Consider the following 17,617-nt stretch of genomic DNA (forward strand, 5'->3'; position numbering starts at 1 on the left):
ATGCCGCACGCGGCATGAGCGTCACGTCATGCGCACGGCGACATCATGTGCCCAGCGGCTGCGCCGCCACCTGCTGCTGCTTGCGCACGATCGCCATTGCGATCTCCAGCGACTGCTCGTAGTTCAGGCGCGGATCCACGCTGGAACGGTAGGCGCGTTCCAGATCGCGCTCGGTCAACTCGCGCGCGCCACCGGTACATTCGGTGACGTCTTCGCCGGTGAGTTCCAGATGTACCCCGCCCAGCCGCGTCCCGGCGGCCGCGTGCAGATCAAACGACAACTCGACCTCGCTGCGGATATTGTCGAAACGCCGTGTCTTGTAGCCGTTTCCGGTGCTTTCGGTGTTGCCGTGCATCGCATCGCACACCCACAACACCCGACGCCCGTCGCGCCTGACCGCCTCCAGCAGCGGCGGCAAATTCTCGGCGATCTGCGCCGCCCCCATGCGATGGATGAAGCTCAGGCGGCCGGGCTCGTCTTCCGGATTGAGCACATCGATCAGACGCAGCAGCTGATCCGGCTGCACCGACGGCCCCACCTTGATCGCGATCGGATTGCGCACGCCCCGCAGATACTCCACGTGCGCGCCATCCAGCGCGGCGGTGCGCATGCCGATCCACGGGTAATGCGTGCTCAGGTTGAACCAGCCCCACTGGCGCGGCACCTGGCGGGTCAGGCCTTCCTCGTACGGCAGCAACAGCGCCTCGTGCGAGGTATAGAAATCGATGCGATTGAGGTTGTAGACCTCCGCGCCGGACAGGGTCTCCATGAAGCGGACCGCATCGCCGATCGACGCCACCATCTTCTGGTAGTCCGCTGCCAGCGGCGAATACCCCACCCAATCCAGATTCCAGTATTCGGGATGGTGCAGGTCGGCAAAGCCGCCGTCGATCAGGGCGCGCACGAAGTTCATCGTCATCGCCGAGCGCGAATGCGCGGTGATCATGCGCTGCGGATCCGGCACGCGCGCCGCCTCGGTGAAGGCCGGCGCGTTGATCACATCGCCGCGGTAGCTCGGCAGGGTCACCCCGTCACGGGTTTCGGTATCGGCCGAACGCGGCTTGGCGTACTGCCCGGCAAAGCGCCCGACCCGCACCACCGGCAGGTGCAGGCCGTGCACCAGCACCAGGCTCATTTGCAGCAGCACCTTCAGGCGATTGGAGATCGTGCCCGATTCGCAATCGCTGAAATTTTCGGCGCAATCCCCGCCCTGCAGCAGGAAGCGCTTGCCCTCCTGGGCCTCGGCCAGCTGGCGCTTGAGCGCGAAGATTTCCCAGGAGGTCACCAGCGGCGGCAACTGCCGCAACTCGCCCAGCGTGTGTTCCAACGCAACGGCATCCGGGTAGACCGGCATCTGCAGTGCCGGACGCTGCCGCCAGCTCTGCGGCGACCACGGGTCTGCCTGGTTGACGGACGACTGAGGGGAAGCGGACATCGTGAACTCCAGAAATCTCGGGCGCCGGCAACCGCCGGAACGGAACGATCAGAACAACTTGCGCGGACCACGTTGCCTGAAGCCGGCATACAGCGCCCACAACGCCAGGCCCGTGAACCACAGCATGCTCCACATCGGCATGCTCAGGCCCAGGAAGCGCCAATCGATATTGCCGCAGTCGCCGGTGCCGGTCAGTACCGTGCGGAGCACCTCGAATGGCCCCATCGTCTCGCTCAGGAAGCTCAACGGCGGCCCGCACGACGACATCATGTCCTTGGGCCGGATCTGCACCCAGACATGCCGCGCCGCGATGCCCATGCCCACGCCGGCAGCGATGAAACCCAGCACGCCATAGACCTTGCGCGTGCCCGCGGCGCGCGGCCCATGCAACGCACCCAGCAGGAACAACACCGCCAGCGCCGCAAAGGCGATCCGCTGGAAGATGCAGAGCGGGCATGGTTCCAGCCCAAGATGCAGCTGCACATAGATCGCATAGCCAAGCAGACCTGCGCAGGCAACAAAGCCCAGCAAGAACTGCGCCCGGAAACCCCAACGAAATGGATTCATCGCTACCGCGTGCCTAGGATCGAATGCCCGATTATCAGCCATCGCTGCCGCGGTGACCACGGATCGCTGCATCGGACAGATCGCGGCACGAAGTCGCGTCCAGCCATGCCTATCGACGGTCACGCGCCACCTCGTACGCCAGCGATGCAGCCAGGCCGCACCCACCGCTGCGCCGGCTTGCTTGGCCATGCTCGGGACCAGCCCGTTGCCGTGCACCGCAGTGCGGCTGCACCACCGACACCAGGGCCAGCCGACCCGGTTCAGGGCCTGCAATGAAAAAGCCCGGCGCTAGCCGGGCTTTTCAGGAATCTCTGCGAAGGGCGAACCGATTACTCGGCCACTTCCTCGGCGACGACCGGACGGTCGACCAGCTCGACATACGCCATCGGCGCATTGTCACCGGCACGGAAGCCGGCCTTCAGGATGCGCAGGTAGCCGCCGGGACGGGTCGCGTAGCGCGGGCCCAGTTCGACGAACAGCTTGCCCACTGCTTCCTTGTCGCGCAGGCGGGCAAACGCCAGACGACGATTGGCAACGCCATCGACCTTGCCGATGGTGATCAGCGGCTCGGCGACGCGACGCAGTTCCTTGGCCTTCGGCAAGGTGGTCTTGATCAGCTCGTGCTTGAACAGCGAGGCGGCCATATTGCGGAACATGGCTTCGCGGTGCGCGCTGGTGCGGTTGAACTTACGGCCAGATTTCTGGTGACGCATGAGTGTGATTTCCTAAGGAATGTTGAGACTGCTTGAGAAACGTTGTCGCCATCCTGGCGCTGTTGAATGGACTGCGGTTGGTCCGAACCGGCCGTCCCTCGACCGGGTGTCAGCGCGGGCTTTGGCCCGTCGATGAGGAAAAACAAACATGGGCGCCCGAAGACGCCCATGCCTTGCAGCATTAACCAAGCATGCCGTGCTGGGCGACACCGGCCGGCGGCCAGTTCTCCAGCTTCATGCCCAGTGCAAGGCCGCGCTGTGCCAGCACTTCCTTGATTTCGGTCAGCGACTTCTTGCCCAGATTCGGGGTCTTGAGCAGTTCCACTTCGGTCTTCTGGATCAGATCGCCGATGTAGTAGATGCTCTCGGCCTTCAGGCAGTTGGCCGAACGCACGGTCAGCTCGAGGTCGTCGATCGGGCGCAGCAGCACCGGATCCACGCCACTGGCAGCCGGCTTGGCCGCACCGCGATCGCGGTGGGTGAAATCGCCGAACACCGACAGCTGATCGCTGAGGATGTCGGCGGCGGTGCGCACGGCTTCCTCGGCATCGATGGTGCCGTTGGTTTCGATATCGATCACCAGCTTGTCGAGGTCGGTGCGCTGTTCAACGCGCGCAGCTTCCACGGCATAGGCAACGCGACGCACCGGCGAGAACGACGCATCCAGCATCAGACGACCGATGGTGCGGGTCTCTTCGTCCGGACGACGACGCGCGGCCGCCGGCTGATAGCCGAAACCACGCTCGATCTTCAGGCGCATGTTCAGCGCCGTGTCCTTGGTCAGGTGGCAGATCACGTGGTCGCCGTTGATGATCTCGACGTTGTGATCGGTCCTGATGTCGGCCGCAGTGACCGTGCCCGGACCCTGCTTGGACAACGACAGCGTCGCGCTGTCGCCACTATGCATACGAATCGCCACGTCTTTCAGGTTGAGCAGGACGTCAAGCACGTCTTCCTGCAGCCCTTCGACCGTGGTGTACTCGTGCAGCACGCCGTCGATCTCGACCTCGGTGATCGCAAAACCCGGGATCGACGACAACAGCACACGACGCAGGGCATTGCCCAGCGTGTGCCCGTAACCGCGCTCCAAGGGCTCGATCACGACCTTTGCGCGATTGTCGGTAAGACGTTCGATCTGCGGACCACGGGGGCGCAGAACCTGGTTGGCGGTAACCGTCATGTTGCGGGGTCTCCTGCGAACCTCCGGCGGTGCCGGAGGCTCTCCAATGTGAATTACTTCGAATACAACTCGACGATCAGCGCTTCGTTGATATCCGAAGGCAGGTCAGCGCGATCCGGAACGGCCTTGAACACGCCGCTGAACTTCTTCGAATCGACTTCGACCCACGACGGCGTCATGTCGTGCTGCTCAGCCACGGTCAGGGCTTCCTGCACGCGGAGCTGCTTCTGTGCCTTTTCCGACAGCGTGATCGCATCGCCAGCCTTGATCTGGTACGAGGCCAGGTTCACCGACTTGCCATTGACCAGCACGCCACGGTGCGACACCAGCTGGCGCGCGGCCGGACGGGTGACGGCAAAGCCCATGCGGTAGCAGACGTTGTCCAGACGGGTTTCCAGCAACTGCAGCAGGTTCTCGCCGGTGTTGCCCTTCTTGGTCGAGGCCTTCTTGTAGTAGTTGCGGAACTGACGCTCCAGCAAACCGTAGATGCGCTTGACCTTCTGCTTTTCACGCAGCTGGGTAGCGTAGTCGGAGAGCTTGCCTTTGCGAGCCGCGCCGTGTTGGCCAGGCTTCTGCTCAAGCTTGCACTTGGAGTCCAGCGCACGCGCCGGGCTCTTGAGGGAAAGATCGGCGCCTTCGCGGCGGGCGAGCTTACAGGTAGGACCGATATAACGAGCCATTTCTTATCGCTCCCTTTAGACGCGACGCTTCTTCGGCGGACGGCACCCGTTGTGCGGGATTGGCGTCACGTCGATGATGTTGGTGATCTTGTAGCCCACGTTGTTCAACGAACGCACGGCCGACTCACGGCCCGGACCCGGACCCTTGATACGTACTTCCAGCGACTTCACGCCGTAGTCGAGCGCAGCGCGGCCAGCCTTTTCGGCGGCAACCTGGGCAGCGAACGGGGTCGACTTGCGCGAACCACGGAAACCGGCGCCGCCGGACGTGGCCCACGACAGTGCATTGCCCTGGCGATCGGTGATGGTGACGATGGTGTTGTTGAACGAAGCGTGGACGTGGGCGACGCCGTCAGTGATGACGCGCTTGATCTTCTTCTTCGTTTTCTTTTCTGCTGGCTTTGCCATGATCTATCCCTTACTTCCTGATCGCCTTGCGCGGACCCTTGCGGGTGCGGGCGTTGGTACGGGTGCGCTGACCACGCAGCGGGAGACCACGGCGATGACGCAGACCGCGATAGCAGCCCAGGTCCATCAGTCGCTTGATCGCGATACCGATTTCGCGGCGCAGGTCGCCTTCGACGACATACTTGCCGACCTCGGCGCGCAGGCGCTCGATTTCGGGTTCGGACAGATCACGAATCTTCGTGGTCGAGGTAACGCCTGCGGATTCGCAGAGCTTCTTCGAACGGGTACGGCCGATGCCGTAGATGCTTTGCAACCCGACCCAGACGTGCTTCTGGGCTGGCAGGTTGACGCCTGCAATACGCGCCATGACGCGATTCTCCAACTGAGTGATGGCCCGACAGCGCCCAGGCGCCATCCGGCAGGATGGATCAAAAGTGAACTCGGAATTGTAGCAAGGCCTCGGATTGCTTTGAAGCCCGTGGAACCAAAAGTTCCATGGACCCGGCGTGGGGAGTGTGCCCTCGCTCCGGCGCCGGACGATGTTGATCCAGAAAACTTCTCCGAATCGCCTGTACTACTCCCGCACAGGACCACCTCGTCACACCCGCGCGCGAGACGTCGCGCGAGCCGCCCTTCTGATCGGAAGATCGTGGCCCGGGAACCAGGCCGTCTTCACGCAATGAAGATCTAGTGTACCACCTAACTGCCCGCGGGACTTAACTGCGCGCCAGACCGCCGCGCGAGCCACCCTTGAGGTTGGCCTTCTTCAGCAGGCTCTCGTACTGATGCGACATCAGATGCGCCTGGATCTGCGCAATGAAGTCCATCACCACCACCACGGCGATCAACAGCGACGTACCACCGAAGTGGAACGAGGTGCCTAGCTGCGTGCGCATGATTTCCGGCAGCAGGCAGACGATCACCAGGTACAACGAACCGGCTGCGGTCAGACGTGTCAGCACGCCGTCCACGTAATCCGCCGTCGCCTTGCCCGGACGGATGCCCGGAATCAGCGCACCCGACTTCTTGAGGTTGTCGGCGGTTTCCTGCGAGTTGAACACCAGCGCGGTGTAGAAGAACGCAAAGCCGATGATCAGTGCCGCAAACACCAGCATGTGCACCGGCTCGCCCGGCCCGAGCGCATTGGCGATCTTCTGCAGCCAGGAACCCACGCCGCTGCCGGACGCCGCCTGACCGGACCACATCGACAGCGTCGCCGGGAAAGCGAGGATGCTGGAGGCGAAGATCGGCGGAATCACGCCCGCCATGTTGAGCTTCAGCGGCAGGAACGAGGTCTGGTTCATGTACGCATTGCGGCCGCCCTGGCGGCGCGCGTAGTTGACCGTGATGCGTCGCTGCCCGCGTTCGACGAACACCACGAACAGCGTGAACGCCAGGATGGTGATGACGATCAGCAGCAGCGAAATGAAGCTCAGATTGCCTTCGCGGAAGGCTTCGACGGTCTGGATGGCCGCCGACGGAAGACCTGCCACAATGCCGGCGAAGATGATCAGCGACACGCCGTTGCCGATGCCGCGCTCGGTAACCTGCTCGCCCACCCACATCAGGAAGATGGTGCCAGCGGTCAGCGCGATCACTGCGGTGAGCACAAAGCCCATGCCTGGCGCATACACCACCGGAGCGCCACCGGGCGCGGTCTGGTTCTGCAGTGCCAGCGCGATACTGCCGCCCTGCACCACCGCCAGAAGCACCGCACCGATGCGCGAATACTGGGTGATCTTGCGTCGGCCGGATTCGCCTTCCTTCTGCATCGCCTTGAGGGCGGGAAAGATGTGCGTGGCCAACTGGATCACGATCGATGCCGAGATGTACGGCATCACGTTCAACGCGAAGATGCTGAAACGGTGCAGGGCGCCGCCCGAGAACATGTTGAACATGTCCACGATGCCGCCGCCCTGCGCCTGCATCAACGAAAGCATGGCATCGGGATTCACGCCAGGCACCGGCACATAGCAGCCGATGCGATAGACGATCAATGCCCCGAGGACGAACAGCAGCCGCTGGCGAAGTTCCGTGAACTTGCCGAGCCCGCCACCGAGGTTACCAATGCCAGCCTGCGCCATCTGCCGATTACTCCTCTACGCTGCCGCCGGCAGCTTCGATTGCTGCCTTGGCGCCTGCACTTGCAGCCACGCCCTTCAGCACGAACTTCTTGCTCAGCTCACCCTTCAGCACGATCTTCGCCTTCTTGGCGCGGCTCGGGACCAGATTGGCCGCACGCAGCGCTGCAAAGTCGATCTCACCGGCTTCCAGCTTGTCCAGCTGGTAGGACAACACTTCGGCACTGTCACGCGCCATCTTGGAACGGAAGCCGATCTTCGGCAGACGGCGCTGCATCGGGGTCTGGCCGCCTTCGAAGCCGGCCTTGATCTTGCCGCCGCCCTTGCGCGCGAACGAACCCTTGTGGCCGCGGCCGCAGGTCTTGCCAAGGCCCGAGCCGATGCCGCGGCCGACGCGGGTGCGCTCGGTGCGGGCGCCGTCGGCGGGCTTGAGGTCATTGAGATGCAAAGTCATGGGATTAGTCCTCAACCTTGACGAGGTAATGAACGGTATTGATCAGACCGCGAACCTGCGGGCTGTCCTTGAGTTCACGCACATCGTTGAGCTTATTCAGGCCCAACGCACGCACCGACAGGCGGTGACGCGACTGGGTTCCACGCAGGCCACGCACCAGGCGCACCGTCACGGTCTTGTTGGTGTCCTTAGCCATGGTTGAGCTCCTCCACCTTCTTGCCGCGCTTGGCCGCAACACGCGCCGGCGACTGCACTTCCGACAGGCCCTTCAGGGTTGCACGGACCAGGTTGATCGGGTTACGCGAACCAACTGCCTTGGCCAGCACGTTCTTGACGCCGACCGCTTCCAGCACAGCGCGCATGGCACCGCCGGCGATGACGCCGGTACCTTCCGACGCAGGCTGCATGTAGACGCGCGCAGCGCCATGGCCGGACTTGACCGCGTGCCACAAGGTGCCGTTGTTCAGATCCACGGTGGCCAGGTTCTTGCGCGCCTGTTCCATCGACTTCTGGATGGCGACCGGCACTTCGCGCGCCTTGCCATAGCCAAAACCGACCTTGCCCAGACCATCGCCGACCACGGTCAGCGCGGTGAAGGTGAACTGGCGGCCACCCTTGACGGTCTTGCTGACGCGATTGACCGCGACCAGCTTTTCGATCATGCCATCGTCGACTTTCTCTTCGCGGTTACGGTCGCGATCACGACCCCGCGGTGCACGTTCTTCTGCCATCTTGATTCCTTGATTGATTGAGTATGTACGGCTCGAAGCCGCTTATGGTTGTGGAGTGAAACGGTGTTCCCGTGGCCGCTGCAAAAGAACGGGACGGTCCGGCATCTCCCCTGCCGGCGGTAACGCGGATGTGGCCGATGGCCACATCCGCAGCAGTGCTTAGAACTGCAGGCCGCCTTCGCGAGCTGCGTCGGCCAGCGCCTTGATACGGCCATGGTAGCGGTAGCCCGAGCGGTCGAATGCGACCTTCTCGATACCGGCAGCCTTGGCGCGCTCGGCAATCAGCTTGCCGACCTTGACGGCCGCATCGCTGTTCTTGCCGTTCTTCAGGCCTTCCTTCACGTCGGCCTGCAGGGTGTTCGCCGCGGCGATCACCTTGGAACCGTCGGCAGTGAAGACCTGCGCGTACAGATGCTGGCCGGTGCGCAGCACCGACAGGCGAGCGACGCCCAGTTCACGGATGTGCGAACGGGTGGACTTGGCGCGACGCAGACGGGCGATGTTCTTGTTGATGCTCATGATATTTATCCTACGGAAGCTGAAGGAAAACAGGCTTTTGCAGCAGGAAGTCCGGCCATGGATGGCCGGGCTTCTCGCAGAGGGACCTGCCTTACGCCTTCTTGGCTTCCTTGCGAATGATGACTTCACCGGCGTACTTCACACCCTTGCCCTTGTAGGGCTCCGGCGGACGGAAGCCGCGAATCTTGGCGGCGACTTCGCCGACGCGCTGCTTGTCGGCACCCTGGACCACGATCTCGGTCTGGGTCGGGGTCGACAGCGTGATGCCTTCCGGCGCCACGAACACCAGCGGGTGCGAGAAGCCGAGCGACAGGTTCAGATCCTTGCCCTGCATGGCGGCGCGGTAACCGACGCCGACCAGCTCGAGCTTGCGCTCGAAGCCTTCGGACACACCCTTGACCATATTGGCCAGGATGGCGCGCACGGTGCCGGTGATGGCGATCTGCGACGGATCGTTTGCCGACAGCGTGGCAACGCCGCCGTCGATGGCGATTTCAACGCCAACCGGCTTCGGCAGGGTCAGGGTGCCCTTCGGGCCCTTGACACTGACCTGCTCGGGCTGGACGTTGAGCTCAACACCCTTCGGAAGGGAAACAGGCTTCTTGGCTACACGGGACATGATCGATTCCTTCCCTTAGGCCACGAAGCACAGGACTTCACCACCAACGCCGGCTTCGCGAGCCTGCGCATCGGTCATGATGCCCTTCGACGTGGAGATGATGGCGATACCCAGGCCACCCAGGACCTTGGGCAGCTCGGTCTTGCCGCGGTACTGGCGCAGACCCGAGCGCGAAAAACGCTTCAGGGTCTCGATGACCGGACGGCCTTCGAAATACTTCAGCACGATTTCCAGCTCCGACTTGTTGTTTTCGGTCGCTGTCACGCGCAGGTCGGTGATGTAACCCTCGTCCTTCAGGACCTGGGCGATCGCGACCTTGATCTTGGACGACGGCAATTTCACCGTCTGCTTACCGACCGCGGCCGCATTCTTGATGCGTACCAGCAGGTCGGCGATGGGATCAGTCATGCTCATATGAGTACCTTTGAGTGCACCGATATCCGCTTTCGCGAAAATCTTGTGTTTTCCTGGGGATGGGCCAGGACCCTTTACGCCATGCCGAACCCATGCGGGCAAGACAGAAGCGGAAGTATACGACAAAAGAGCCCGACTTGCGTCGGACTCCCCTGTTGAACAGAACGATCCTGTTCAAGCCGGCCGCGAGCGGCCGGCACTGCTGTTACCAGCTTGCCTTGCGCAGACCCGGAACGTCGCCGTTCATCGTGGCCTTGCGCAGCATGTTGCGACCCAGACCGAACTTGCGGTAGACACCGCGCGGACGGCCGGACAGCTCGCAACGGTTGCGGTGGCGGCTCGGCGACGAATCGCGCGGCAGCTTCTGCAACTTGGTCGACGCATCGATCTTCTCTTCGTAGGACGCATCCTGGCTGGAGAGGATCTTCTTCAGCGCATCACGCTTGCCGGCGAATTTCTTCGCCAGCTTTGCACGCTTGATGTCGCGGTGGATCATGGAGGTCTTTGCCATTTCGGATGTCCTCGACGGTCAGTTACGGAACGGGAACTTGAACGCTGCCAGCAGCGCCTTCGCTTCCGCATCCGTCTTGGCGGTGGTGGTGATGGCGATATCCATACCGCGAATCGCGTCGACGGCGTCGAAGTCGATTTCCGGGAAGATGATCTGTTCCTTCACACCCATGTTGAAGTTGCCACGACCGTCAAAGGAGCGACCCGAAACACCACGGAAGTCGCGCACGCGCGGCAACGAGATGTTGATCAGACGATCCAGAAACTCGTACATCTTGGCGCGACGCAAGGTGGTCTTGCAGCCGATCGGCCAACCGTCGCGAATCTTGAACGATGCGACCGAGACGCGCGACTTGGTGACCACCGGCTTCTGGCCGGAGATCTTGGACATGTCGGCGACCGCATTTTCCAGAATCTTCTTGTTGGTAGCAGCCTCGCCCACGCCCATGTTGAGCGTGACCTTGACCAGCTTCGGCACTTCCATCGGATTGGTGTAGCCGAATTCCTTCATCAGGGCCGGCACCACGTTTTCCTTGTAAAACTTTTCGAGACGCGTATTCATGATCTCATTCCTCAGGCGTCGAGCGCCTCACCGCTGGAGCGGAACACACGCAATTTGCGTCCATCCTCCAGCACCTTGAAGCCAACGCGTTCGCCCTTGCCCGTTGCCGGGTTGACGATATTGACGTTGGAGATATGGATCGACGCTTCACGCTCGACCACGCCGCCGGCGACACCCGCCTGCGGGTTCGGCTTGGTGTGGCGCTTGATGACGTTGGCATTGGAGACGATCACGCGATCGCCGTCCACACGCACAACTTCACCCTGCTTACCCTTGTCCTTGCCGGTGTTGATGACGACCTGGTCGCCCTTCTTGATACGGTTAGCCATGTATATGTCCTCCGCTCACAGCACTTCGGGAGCGAGCGAGACGATCTTCATGAACTTCTCGGAACGCAGCTCGCGCGTCACCGGCCCGAAGATGCGGGTCCCGATCGGCTCCTGCTTATTGTTCAACAGCACAGCGGCGTTGCCATCGAAGCGGATCAGCGAACCGTCGGGACGGCGCACACCCTTGCGGGTACGCACCACGACGGCGTCGTAGACTTCGCCCTTCTTGACCTTGCCACGCGGAATGGCGTCCTTGACGGTCACCTTGATGATGTCGCCAATGTGTGCGTAACGGCGCTTGGAGCCGCCCAGCACCTTGATGCACATCACTTCCTTGGCACCCGAATTGTCGGCGACATCGAGGTAGCTCTGCATCTGGATCATGATTCAGATCTCCCTTATTCGGCCGAACGGGTGACGATTTCGACCACCCGCCAGTTCTTGGTCTTGGACATCGGAGCAATCTCGGTCACACGCACGACGTCGCCTTCGTTGCAGGCATTGTCGGCGTCGTGTGCGTGGAGCTTGGACGAGCGCTTGATGTACTTACCGTACAACGGGTGCTTGACCTGGCGCTCCACCAACACGGTGACCGTCTTGTCCATCTTGTTGCTGACGACACGGCCTTCGACCGTGCGCAGCGTTTGCTTTTCGTTGTTGTCGCTCATCGCGGCCGTCCTTACTTGGTGCTGCCGAGCAGGTACTTGACGCGAGCAATCTCGCGGCGCACCCGGCGGGTATCGTGGGTCTTCGGCAGCTGGCCGGTGACCTGCTGCATACGGAGCGAGAACTGCTCCTTACGCAGATCGGTCAGGTGGGCCTTCAGTTCGTCAGCCGACTTCTCGCGGAGTTGTTTGATATCCATCAGCGCACCGTCCGGGTCACGAAAGTGGTGGTCACCGACAATTTCGCGGCGGCAAGGCGGAACGCCTCACGTGCGACATCTTCGGGGATCCCCTCGATTTCATAGATCATGCGGCCCGGCTGAATCTGCGCGACCCAGTACTCCACGTTGCCCTTACCGGAGCCCATGCGGACTTCGATCGGCTTCTTGGTGATCGGCTTGTCGGGGAACACACGAATCCACATCTTGCCGCCCTTCTTGACGTGGCGGCTGATCGTACGACGTGCTGCTTCAATCTGGCGCGCGGTCAGCTGACCGTGCGCGGTTGCCTTGAGGCCGTACTCGCCGAAGCTGACGGCGTTTCCGCTCCATGCCAGGCCGTCGTTACGGCCCTTGTGCATCTTGCGATATTTGGTTCGCTTGGGTTGCAACATTGCCGTTACCTCGCTTCACGAGCCGGGCGCGAAGGACGGTCACCACGGTCGCCGCGATCGTTACGATCGTTGCGCGGGCTGTCGTCCTGCTTCTCCTGGCCAACCTGGGAGAAGTCGAAGACCTCGCCCTTATAGATCCAGACCTTGATACCGATGATGCCGTACGTCGTGGACGCCTCGGCAAAACCGTAATCGATGTCGGCACGTAGCGTGTGCAGCGGCACGCGGCCTTCGCGGTACCACTCCGAACGGGCGATTTCTGCACCGTTGAGGCGGCCAGCCACATTGACCTTGATGCCCAGGGCACCCAGGCGCATCGCGTTGCCGACCGAGCGCTTCATTGCACGGCGGAACATGATGCGACGCTCAAGCTGCTGCGCGATCGACTCGGCGACCAGCTGCGCATCCAGCTCCGGCTTGCGCACTTCGGTGACGTTGATGTGGGCAGGAACACCCATCATCGCGCTCACTTCCTTACGCAGCTTTTCAATGTCCTCGCCACGCTTGCCGATCACCACGCCCGGACGGGCGGTGTGGATCGTCACGCGGGCGGTTTTGGCAGGGCGCTCGATCAAGATCTTGCTGATACCTGCCTGCGCGAGCTTCTTGCGCAGCATTTCACGCACTTTCAGGTCGGCTGCCAGATAGGCGGCGAAGTCGGCCTTGCTTGCGTACCACTTGGAATTCCAGTCCTTGGCGATGCCAAGGCGAATTCCAGTCGGATGAACTTTATGACCCATGGTCTTTTCCTTTCCGCTTACTTGGCGGCGCCGACAATCACAGTGATGTGACTGGTGCGCTTGAGGATGCGGGTACCGCGGCCTTTCGCCCGCGCCATGAAACGCTTCAGGGACGGACCTTCATCAACCATGATGGTCTTGACCTTCAGCTCGTCGACATCCGCGCCCTGATTGTTCTCGGCATTGGCAATCGCCGACTCCACAACCTTCTTGATCAGGTGCGCAGCCTTTTTATCCGAGAACTTCAGCAGATTGACCGCACGCTCGGCGGACAAACCACGCACCTGGTCAGCGACCAGGCGGGCCTTCTGCGGGGAGATGCGCGCGGTGCGCAGGATTGCTTTCGCTTCCATCGTCATCTCTCCTTACCTGCTCGACTTCTTGTCGCCACCGTGACCCTTGAAGGTCCGGGTGACGGCAAATTCGCCGAGCTTGTGGCCGACCATATTCTCGTTGACGAGCACCGGAATGTGGTTCTTGCCGTTATGCACGGCGATGGTGATGCCTACCATTTCCGGCAGGATCATCGAACGGCGCGACCAGGTCTTGATCGGCTTCTTGCTACCCGCAGCGGACTCCACCTTCTTTGCAAGGTGGTGATCGACGAACGGGCCCTTCTTGAGTGAACGTGCCATGGTCGATTAGCCCCTACGATCGCGGACGATGAATTGCTGGGTGCGCTTGTTCTTGCGCGTCTTGTAACCCTTGGTCGGCACACCCCACGGGGTGACCGGATGCGGATTACCCTGGCCAGCCTTGGCCTCACCACCACCGTGCGGGTGATCGACCGGGTTCATGGCCGCACCGCGAACGGTCGGACGAACACCGCGCCAGCGCTTGGCGCCAGCCTTGCCCAGCTTCTCGAGGTTGTGCTCGTCGTTGCCGACTTCGCCGATGGTGGCGCGGCACTCGACCGGCACCTTGCGCATTTCGCCCGAGCGCAGGCGCAGCGTGGCATAGATGCCTTCGCGAGCGACCAGCTGGACGGCTGCACCGGCAGCACGTGCGATCTGAGCGCCCTTACCCGGCTTCAGCTCGATACCGTGGACCGTCGTACCGACCGGGATGTTGCGCAGCGGCAGCGTGTTGCCGGTCTTGATCGGCGCGTTGGCACCGGCAATGACCTGGTCGCCAGCCTTCAGGCCCTTGGGGGCGATGATGTAGCGACGCTCGCCGTCGACATAGCACAGCAGGGCGATATGGGCGGTACGGTTCGGATCGTATTCGATCCGCTCCACACGCGCCGGAATGCCTTCCTTGTTGCGCTTGAAGTCGATGATGCGGTAGTGCTGCTTGTGGCCACCACCGACGTGACGCACGGTGATGCGGCCATGGTGGTTACGACCACCGGACTTGCTCTGCGAGTCGAGCAGCGCCGCGTGCGGTGCGCCCTTGTGCAGATCGGGAGTAACCACGCGCACGGCGGAACGACGGCCGGGAGAGGTGGGTTTGAACTTCATCAATGGCATGGGATGGACCTCAGGCCTTGGCCGTTACGTCGATGGACTGACCATCAACCAGGCGGACGTACGCCTTGCGCCAATTGCCACGGCTGCCAGCACGGTTACGGAAGGACTTGCTCTTGCCCTTGACGTTGACCACGTTGACTGCCTTGACCTTGACGTCGAACAGCTGCTCGACCGCGGCCTTTACATCGGCCTTGGTGGCTTCGTTCGAAACTTCGAAGACATACTGGTTGGAGATTTCCTGCAGGCGCGCGGTCTTTTCGGAGACTCGCGGAGCACGCAGCACGCTGAAGATTTTTTCGTTGCTGCTCATGCCAGCCACTCCTCGACCTTCTTGACCGCATCGGCGGTGATCACGACCGTATCGGCCCCGACCAGAGCGACCGGATCCAGACCCTGCACATCACGCACCTGCACATACGGCAGATTGCGGGCGGACAGATACAGGTGCTCGGAGGCTTCCTCGGTGACGATCAGCGGGCGCTTGCCCACATCCAGTCCCTTCAGCTTCTCGATCAGACCCTGGGTCTTGGTGGTTTCGACGTCGAACGCATCGACGATCATCAGGCGACCCTGGCGGTTGAGCTCAGAGAAGATCGCGCAGATGGCCGCACGGTACATCTTGCGGTTGACTTTCTGTTCGAAGCTGCGCGGCTTGGCCGCGAAGGTCACGCCGCCGCCGACGAAGATCGGAGCCGTCAGCGCGCCATGACGCGCACCGCCGCCCTTCTGCTTCTTCGACTTCTTGGTCGTGCCCGCAACTTCCGAACGCGTCTTCTGTGCCTTGGTACCAGCGCGACCGGCATTGCGATAAGCGACGACGACCTGGTGAACCAGATCTTCGCTGAATTCGCGACCGAACACGGCATCGGAGACCGAGACCTTGTTGTTGCTACCCGTGATAACGAGTTCCATCGTCATCTCTCCTTATGCCTTGCTCGCCGGACGGACGATCACGTCGCCACCAGCTGCGCCAGGCACGGCGCCGCGGATAGCAATCAGACCACGCTCGACGTCGACCTTGACCACTTCCAGGTTCTGCGTGCTTTGCTGCACGGCGCCCATGTGGCCCGACATCTTCTTGCCCGGGAAAACACGACCCGGGGTCTGGCGCTGACCCAACGAACCCGGCGCGCGATGCGACAGCGAGTTACCGTGAGTTGCATCGCCCATACGGAAGTTGTAGCGCTTGATGGTGCCCTGGAAACCCTTACCCTTGGTGACGCCCTGGACGTCGACCTTCTGGCCGACCTCGAAGATGTCCGCCTTGATCTCGCCGCCGACGGCGAAATCGCCGAGCTGCGCATCTTCAACGCGGAATTCCCACAAGCCACGACCTGCTTCGACCTTCGCCTTGGCGAAGTGACCGGCGGCCGGCTTGTTGACCAGTGCGGCGCGACGCGCGCCAACGGTAATCTGCACGGCGCTGTAGCCGTCGGCTTCGACGGTCTTGATCTGCGCGATGCGGTTTGGAGTTGCTTCGATCAGCGTGACCGGCACCGAGCGACCGTCTTCAGTGAAGACGCGGCTCATACCGGCCTTGCGGCCTACGAAGCCCAACGAATATTTCTTCGTCATGGTCGTAGTCCTCAGGTCAACTTGATCTGAACGTCGACGCCAGCCGCGAGTTCGAGCTTCATCAGCGCGTCCACGGTCTTGTCGTTCGGGTCGACGATATCGAGCACACGCTTGTGCGTGCGGGTTTCGTACTGGTCACGCGCATCCTTGTCGGCATGCGGGGATACGAGGATGGTGTAACGTTCGATCTTGGTCGGCAACGGGATCGGGCCACGCACTTGCGCGCCGGTCCGCTTAGCCGTTTCGACGATCTCGCTGGCCGAACGGTCGATCAAACGATGATCGAACGCCTTCAACCGAATCCGGATCTTTTGTTCCGACATGACGGAAGCTTCCTTCGTTAAAAGAGCGACGGGCAAGGCCTCTGGGATACCTGCCCCGATATTCCTGACGTAGATGAAATCGCCATGCATCCTGCTGACGAGGGCATTTCCTCCGCCCAAAAACTGAGGCAGCCCGGTAAACCGGCCTGCCCAGACGGAAAAGTATAATGCGCAACAAGAGCACGGTCAACAACGCGTGAGTTGTTGAGTGCTCCATGCAACGCGACCTTCCCGGTCTGGCGAACACGAGCGGCATCCTGCCGTTCTTTTCGCTGTAACTCAGCGCCCTACCCAGGGACACCGAGCCGCGCATTATAGCGATGGCTTCTCGCCTGCGCAAGCATTCCACTCCGCCAGTACGTCGGTCGATGCACCTCTGCCCGGGCCGGCGCGCGACAAAAAAAGGGCCGGCTTGCGCCGACCCTTGTTCGTGCGGATCCAGCGACCGAAGCCGCCGGATTGCAGGACTTACTTGACGATCTTGGCAACCACGCCGGCGCCGACGGTACGACCGCCTTCACGGATGGCGAAGCGCAGACCTTCGTCCATCGCGACCGGGNACTTACTTGACGATCTTGGCAACCACGCCGGCGCCGACGGTACGACCGCCTTCACGGATGGCGAAGCGCAGACCTTCGTCCATCGCGACCGGGTTGATCAGGGTCACGACCATCTTCACGTTGTCGCCCGGCATCACCATCTCCACGCCTTCCGGCAGCTGGCAGGCGCCAGTGATGTCGGTGGTGCGGAAGTAGAACTGCGGACGGTAGCCCTTGAAGAACGGGGTATGACGGCCACCCTCGTCCTTGGACAGCACGTACACTTCGGCTTCGAACTCGGTATGCGGCTTGATCGAACCCGGCTTGCACAGCACCTGGCCGCGCTCGACGTCGTCACGCTTGGTGCCGCGCAGCAGCAGACCGGCGTTGTCGCCTGCCTGACCCTGGTCCAGCAGCTTGCGGAACATTTCCACGCCGGTGACGGTGGTCTTCTGGGTGTCGCGGATACCGACGATTTCGATTTCGTCGCC

The 17,617-nt window shown here is 62.0% G+C and carries 30 protein-coding genes and 1 pseudogene; all 31 read right to left on the minus strand.

All coding sequences use genetic code 11. The features are described from left to right. Positions 1 to 43 precede the first annotated feature (43 nt). Complete coding sequence (locus tag C0541_RS10470; protein ID WP_115048117.1) at positions 44 to 1,435, minus strand: class II 3-deoxy-7-phosphoheptulonate synthase; 1,392 nt, start codon at positions 1,433 to 1,435, stop codon at positions 44 to 46. A gap of 48 nt (positions 1,436 to 1,483) precedes the next feature. Continuing rightward, positions 1,484 to 2,002: a disulfide bond formation protein B gene (locus tag C0541_RS10475; protein ID WP_115048119.1), complete on the minus strand. Its 519-nt coding sequence runs from the start codon at positions 2,000 to 2,002 to the stop codon at positions 1,484 to 1,486. 329 nt (positions 2,003 to 2,331) lie between these two features. After that, the gene (rplQ, locus tag C0541_RS10480; RefSeq protein WP_003486665.1) at positions 2,332 to 2,715 is read right to left on the minus strand and encodes a 50S ribosomal protein L17; all 384 of its coding nucleotides are present in this window, start codon (positions 2,713 to 2,715) and stop codon (positions 2,332 to 2,334) included. A gap of 181 nt (positions 2,716 to 2,896) precedes the next feature. Then, positions 2,897 to 3,895 (minus strand): DNA-directed RNA polymerase subunit alpha, encoded by a 999-nt coding sequence (locus C0541_RS10485; protein WP_002811635.1) that lies wholly within the window; start codon positions 3,893 to 3,895, stop codon positions 2,897 to 2,899. Positions 3,896 to 3,948: 53 nt separating this feature from the next. Further along, complete coding sequence (gene rpsD / locus C0541_RS10490) at positions 3,949 to 4,575, minus strand: 30S ribosomal protein S4 (RefSeq protein ID WP_002811641.1); 627 nt, start codon at positions 4,573 to 4,575, stop codon at positions 3,949 to 3,951. A 15-nt stretch (positions 4,576 to 4,590) separates the two neighbouring features. Then, positions 4,591 to 4,983: a 30S ribosomal protein S11 gene (gene rpsK / locus C0541_RS10495; protein WP_003486671.1), complete on the minus strand. Its 393-nt coding sequence runs from the start codon at positions 4,981 to 4,983 to the stop codon at positions 4,591 to 4,593. A 10-nt stretch (positions 4,984 to 4,993) separates the two neighbouring features. Continuing rightward, positions 4,994 to 5,350 (minus strand): 30S ribosomal protein S13, encoded by a 357-nt coding sequence (gene rpsM, locus C0541_RS10500; protein ID WP_003486672.1) that lies wholly within the window; start codon positions 5,348 to 5,350, stop codon positions 4,994 to 4,996. 349 nt (positions 5,351 to 5,699) lie between these two features. Continuing rightward, a complete protein-coding gene (secY, locus tag C0541_RS10505; RefSeq protein WP_016900648.1) occupies positions 5,700 to 7,067 on the minus strand; it encodes a preprotein translocase subunit SecY in 1,368 nt (455 codons plus the stop codon). Between the two features lie 7 nt (positions 7,068 to 7,074). Then, a complete protein-coding gene (gene rplO, locus C0541_RS10510) occupies positions 7,075 to 7,518 on the minus strand; it encodes a 50S ribosomal protein L15 (RefSeq protein ID WP_016900650.1) in 444 nt (147 codons plus the stop codon). 4 nt (positions 7,519 to 7,522) lie between these two features. Continuing rightward, positions 7,523 to 7,714 carry a 50S ribosomal protein L30 gene (gene rpmD / locus C0541_RS10515; RefSeq protein WP_104582267.1) on the minus strand — a complete coding sequence of 64 codons (192 nt, stop codon included), beginning with the start codon at positions 7,712 to 7,714 and terminating at the stop codon, positions 7,523 to 7,525. Continuing rightward, positions 7,707 to 8,249, minus strand: a complete 543-nt coding sequence (rpsE, locus tag C0541_RS10520; RefSeq protein WP_003486682.1) for a 30S ribosomal protein S5 — start codon at positions 8,247 to 8,249, stop codon at positions 7,707 to 7,709. Before rpsE ends, rpmD begins: the two co-directional genes overlap by 8 nt. 159 nt (positions 8,250 to 8,408) lie before the next feature. Continuing rightward, the gene (gene rplR / locus C0541_RS10525; RefSeq protein ID WP_016900655.1) at positions 8,409 to 8,768 is read right to left on the minus strand and encodes a 50S ribosomal protein L18; all 360 of its coding nucleotides are present in this window, start codon (positions 8,766 to 8,768) and stop codon (positions 8,409 to 8,411) included. Positions 8,769 to 8,859: 91 nt separating this feature from the next. Then, positions 8,860 to 9,387 (minus strand): 50S ribosomal protein L6, encoded by a 528-nt coding sequence (gene rplF, locus C0541_RS10530; RefSeq protein ID WP_115048121.1) that lies wholly within the window; start codon positions 9,385 to 9,387, stop codon positions 8,860 to 8,862. Positions 9,388 to 9,402: 15 nt separating this feature from the next. Next, a complete protein-coding gene (gene rpsH / locus C0541_RS10535; RefSeq protein ID WP_010371096.1) occupies positions 9,403 to 9,801 on the minus strand; it encodes a 30S ribosomal protein S8 in 399 nt (132 codons plus the stop codon). Between the two features lie 205 nt (positions 9,802 to 10,006). Further along, the gene (gene rpsN / locus C0541_RS10540; protein ID WP_005917137.1) at positions 10,007 to 10,312 is read right to left on the minus strand and encodes a 30S ribosomal protein S14; all 306 of its coding nucleotides are present in this window, start codon (positions 10,310 to 10,312) and stop codon (positions 10,007 to 10,009) included. 18 nt (positions 10,313 to 10,330) lie between these two features. Further along, positions 10,331 to 10,873, minus strand: a complete 543-nt coding sequence (gene rplE / locus C0541_RS10545; protein ID WP_010371090.1) for a 50S ribosomal protein L5 — start codon at positions 10,871 to 10,873, stop codon at positions 10,331 to 10,333. A gap of 11 nt (positions 10,874 to 10,884) precedes the next feature. After that, positions 10,885 to 11,202, minus strand: coding sequence for a 50S ribosomal protein L24 (gene rplX, locus C0541_RS10550; protein ID WP_003486696.1), 318 nt, complete (start codon positions 11,200 to 11,202; stop codon positions 10,885 to 10,887). 15 nt (positions 11,203 to 11,217) lie between these two features. Next, positions 11,218 to 11,586 carry a 50S ribosomal protein L14 gene (rplN, locus tag C0541_RS10555; protein WP_003486699.1) on the minus strand — a complete coding sequence of 123 codons (369 nt, stop codon included), beginning with the start codon at positions 11,584 to 11,586 and terminating at the stop codon, positions 11,218 to 11,220. Positions 11,587 to 11,600: 14 nt separating this feature from the next. Next, positions 11,601 to 11,870 (minus strand): 30S ribosomal protein S17, encoded by a 270-nt coding sequence (gene rpsQ, locus C0541_RS10560; RefSeq protein ID WP_102252624.1) that lies wholly within the window; start codon positions 11,868 to 11,870, stop codon positions 11,601 to 11,603. A gap of 11 nt (positions 11,871 to 11,881) precedes the next feature. Continuing rightward, positions 11,882 to 12,067 (minus strand): 50S ribosomal protein L29, encoded by a 186-nt coding sequence (rpmC, locus tag C0541_RS10565; RefSeq protein WP_006450638.1) that lies wholly within the window; start codon positions 12,065 to 12,067, stop codon positions 11,882 to 11,884. Beyond that, positions 12,067 to 12,480, minus strand: a complete 414-nt coding sequence (gene rplP, locus C0541_RS10570; protein ID WP_006450637.1) for a 50S ribosomal protein L16 — start codon at positions 12,478 to 12,480, stop codon at positions 12,067 to 12,069. Before rplP ends, rpmC begins: the two co-directional genes overlap by 1 nt. A gap of 5 nt (positions 12,481 to 12,485) precedes the next feature. Then, positions 12,486 to 13,220, minus strand: a complete 735-nt coding sequence (rpsC, locus tag C0541_RS10575; protein WP_024938565.1) for a 30S ribosomal protein S3 — start codon at positions 13,218 to 13,220, stop codon at positions 12,486 to 12,488. A 17-nt stretch (positions 13,221 to 13,237) separates the two neighbouring features. Continuing rightward, positions 13,238 to 13,573: a 50S ribosomal protein L22 gene (gene rplV, locus C0541_RS10580; RefSeq protein WP_002811686.1), complete on the minus strand. Its 336-nt coding sequence runs from the start codon at positions 13,571 to 13,573 to the stop codon at positions 13,238 to 13,240. Between the two features lie 12 nt (positions 13,574 to 13,585). Then, complete coding sequence (gene rpsS / locus C0541_RS10585) at positions 13,586 to 13,855, minus strand: 30S ribosomal protein S19 (RefSeq protein ID WP_005993369.1); 270 nt, start codon at positions 13,853 to 13,855, stop codon at positions 13,586 to 13,588. Between the two features lie 6 nt (positions 13,856 to 13,861). Then, positions 13,862 to 14,689, minus strand: a complete 828-nt coding sequence (rplB, locus tag C0541_RS10590; protein ID WP_003486715.1) for a 50S ribosomal protein L2 — start codon at positions 14,687 to 14,689, stop codon at positions 13,862 to 13,864. 10 nt (positions 14,690 to 14,699) lie between these two features. Beyond that, positions 14,700 to 14,999: a 50S ribosomal protein L23 gene (rplW, locus tag C0541_RS10595; protein WP_002811694.1), complete on the minus strand. Its 300-nt coding sequence runs from the start codon at positions 14,997 to 14,999 to the stop codon at positions 14,700 to 14,702. Further along, positions 14,996 to 15,601 carry a 50S ribosomal protein L4 gene (gene rplD, locus C0541_RS10600; protein ID WP_016900669.1) on the minus strand — a complete coding sequence of 202 codons (606 nt, stop codon included), beginning with the start codon at positions 15,599 to 15,601 and terminating at the stop codon, positions 14,996 to 14,998. The genes rplW and rplD overlap by 4 nt, the downstream gene beginning before the upstream one ends. A 12-nt stretch (positions 15,602 to 15,613) precedes the next feature. Continuing rightward, positions 15,614 to 16,264: a 50S ribosomal protein L3 gene (gene rplC, locus C0541_RS10605; RefSeq protein ID WP_006450633.1), complete on the minus strand. Its 651-nt coding sequence runs from the start codon at positions 16,262 to 16,264 to the stop codon at positions 15,614 to 15,616. Positions 16,265 to 16,275: 11 nt separating this feature from the next. After that, complete coding sequence (gene rpsJ, locus C0541_RS10610; RefSeq protein ID WP_003486723.1) at positions 16,276 to 16,587, minus strand: 30S ribosomal protein S10; 312 nt, start codon at positions 16,585 to 16,587, stop codon at positions 16,276 to 16,278. Between the two features lie 468 nt (positions 16,588 to 17,055). After that, positions 17,056 to 17,145: pseudogene (locus tag C0541_RS10615) on the minus strand (hypothetical protein); the annotation flags it as partial. Positions 17,146 to 17,149: 4 nt separating this feature from the next. Further along, positions 17,150 to 17,617, minus strand: a 468-nt coding sequence (locus C0541_RS10620) for an EF-Tu/IF-2/RF-3 family GTPase (RefSeq protein WP_274519099.1), incomplete at its 5' end; no start/stop codon positions are given.

Origin of the sequence: Xanthomonas arboricola, assembly GCF_003353015.1 — a bacterium.
Lineage (GTDB): Bacteria > Pseudomonadota > Gammaproteobacteria > Xanthomonadales > Xanthomonadaceae > Xanthomonas > Xanthomonas arboricola_E.

Excerpts from the sequence above, each read along its gene's own strand:
- C0541_RS10470 (WP_115048117.1), bottom strand. The coding sequence starts at position 1,435 with ATGTCCGCTTCCCCTCAGTCGTCCGTCAACCAGGCAGACCCGTGGTCG.
- C0541_RS10475 (WP_115048119.1), bottom strand. The coding sequence starts at position 2,002 with ATGAATCCATTTCGTTGGGGTTTCCGGGCGCAGTTCTTGCTGGGCTTT.
- rplQ (WP_003486665.1), bottom strand. The coding sequence starts at position 2,715 with ATGCGTCACCAGAAATCTGGCCGTAAGTTCAACCGCACCAGCGCGCAC.
- C0541_RS10485 (WP_002811635.1), bottom strand. The coding sequence starts at position 3,895 with ATGACGGTTACCGCCAACCAGGTTCTGCGCCCCCGTGGTCCGCAGATC.
- rpsD (WP_002811641.1), bottom strand. The coding sequence starts at position 4,575 with ATGGCTCGTTATATCGGTCCTACCTGTAAGCTCGCCCGCCGCGAAGGC.
- rpsK (WP_003486671.1), bottom strand. The coding sequence starts at position 4,983 with ATGGCAAAGCCAGCAGAAAAGAAAACGAAGAAGAAGATCAAGCGCGTC.
- rpsM (WP_003486672.1), bottom strand. The coding sequence starts at position 5,350 with ATGGCGCGTATTGCAGGCGTCAACCTGCCAGCCCAGAAGCACGTCTGG.
- secY (WP_016900648.1), bottom strand. The coding sequence starts at position 7,067 with ATGGCGCAGGCTGGCATTGGTAACCTCGGTGGCGGGCTCGGCAAGTTC.
- rplO (WP_016900650.1), bottom strand. The coding sequence starts at position 7,518 with ATGACTTTGCATCTCAATGACCTCAAGCCCGCCGACGGCGCCCGCACC.
- rpmD (WP_104582267.1), bottom strand. The coding sequence starts at position 7,714 with ATGGCTAAGGACACCAACAAGACCGTGACGGTGCGCCTGGTGCGTGGC.
- rpsE (WP_003486682.1), bottom strand. The coding sequence starts at position 8,249 with ATGGCAGAAGAACGTGCACCGCGGGGTCGTGATCGCGACCGTAACCGC.
- rplR (WP_016900655.1), bottom strand. The coding sequence starts at position 8,768 with ATGAGCATCAACAAGAACATCGCCCGTCTGCGTCGCGCCAAGTCCACC.
- rplF (WP_115048121.1), bottom strand. The coding sequence starts at position 9,387 with ATGTCCCGTGTAGCCAAGAAGCCTGTTTCCCTTCCGAAGGGTGTTGAG.
- rpsH (WP_010371096.1), bottom strand. The coding sequence starts at position 9,801 with ATGAGCATGACTGATCCCATCGCCGACCTGCTGGTACGCATCAAGAAT.
- rpsN (WP_005917137.1), bottom strand. The coding sequence starts at position 10,312 with ATGGCAAAGACCTCCATGATCCACCGCGACATCAAGCGTGCAAAGCTG.
- rplE (WP_010371090.1), bottom strand. The coding sequence starts at position 10,873 with ATGAATACGCGTCTCGAAAAGTTTTACAAGGAAAACGTGGTGCCGGCC.
- rplX (WP_003486696.1), bottom strand. The coding sequence starts at position 11,202 with ATGGCTAACCGTATCAAGAAGGGCGACCAGGTCGTCATCAACACCGGC.
- rplN (WP_003486699.1), bottom strand. The coding sequence starts at position 11,586 with ATGATCCAGATGCAGAGCTACCTCGATGTCGCCGACAATTCGGGTGCC.
- rpsQ (WP_102252624.1), bottom strand. The coding sequence starts at position 11,870 with ATGAGCGACAACAACGAAAAGCAAACGCTGCGCACGGTCGAAGGCCGT.
- rpmC (WP_006450638.1), bottom strand. The coding sequence starts at position 12,067 with ATGGATATCAAACAACTCCGCGAGAAGTCGGCTGACGAACTGAAGGCC.
- rplP (WP_006450637.1), bottom strand. The coding sequence starts at position 12,480 with ATGTTGCAACCCAAGCGAACCAAATATCGCAAGATGCACAAGGGCCGT.
- rpsC (WP_024938565.1), bottom strand. The coding sequence starts at position 13,220 with ATGGGTCATAAAGTTCATCCGACTGGAATTCGCCTTGGCATCGCCAAG.
- rplV (WP_002811686.1), bottom strand. The coding sequence starts at position 13,573 with ATGGAAGCGAAAGCAATCCTGCGCACCGCGCGCATCTCCCCGCAGAAG.
- rpsS (WP_005993369.1), bottom strand. The coding sequence starts at position 13,855 with ATGGCACGTTCACTCAAGAAGGGCCCGTTCGTCGATCACCACCTTGCA.
- rplB (WP_003486715.1), bottom strand. The coding sequence starts at position 14,689 with ATGCCATTGATGAAGTTCAAACCCACCTCTCCCGGCCGTCGTTCCGCC.
- rplW (WP_002811694.1), bottom strand. The coding sequence starts at position 14,999 with ATGAGCAGCAACGAAAAAATCTTCAGCGTGCTGCGTGCTCCGCGAGTC.
- rplD (WP_016900669.1), bottom strand. The coding sequence starts at position 15,601 with ATGGAACTCGTTATCACGGGTAGCAACAACAAGGTCTCGGTCTCCGAT.
- rplC (WP_006450633.1), bottom strand. The coding sequence starts at position 16,264 with ATGACGAAGAAATATTCGTTGGGCTTCGTAGGCCGCAAGGCCGGTATG.
- rpsJ (WP_003486723.1), bottom strand. The coding sequence starts at position 16,587 with ATGTCGGAACAAAAGATCCGGATTCGGTTGAAGGCGTTCGATCATCGT.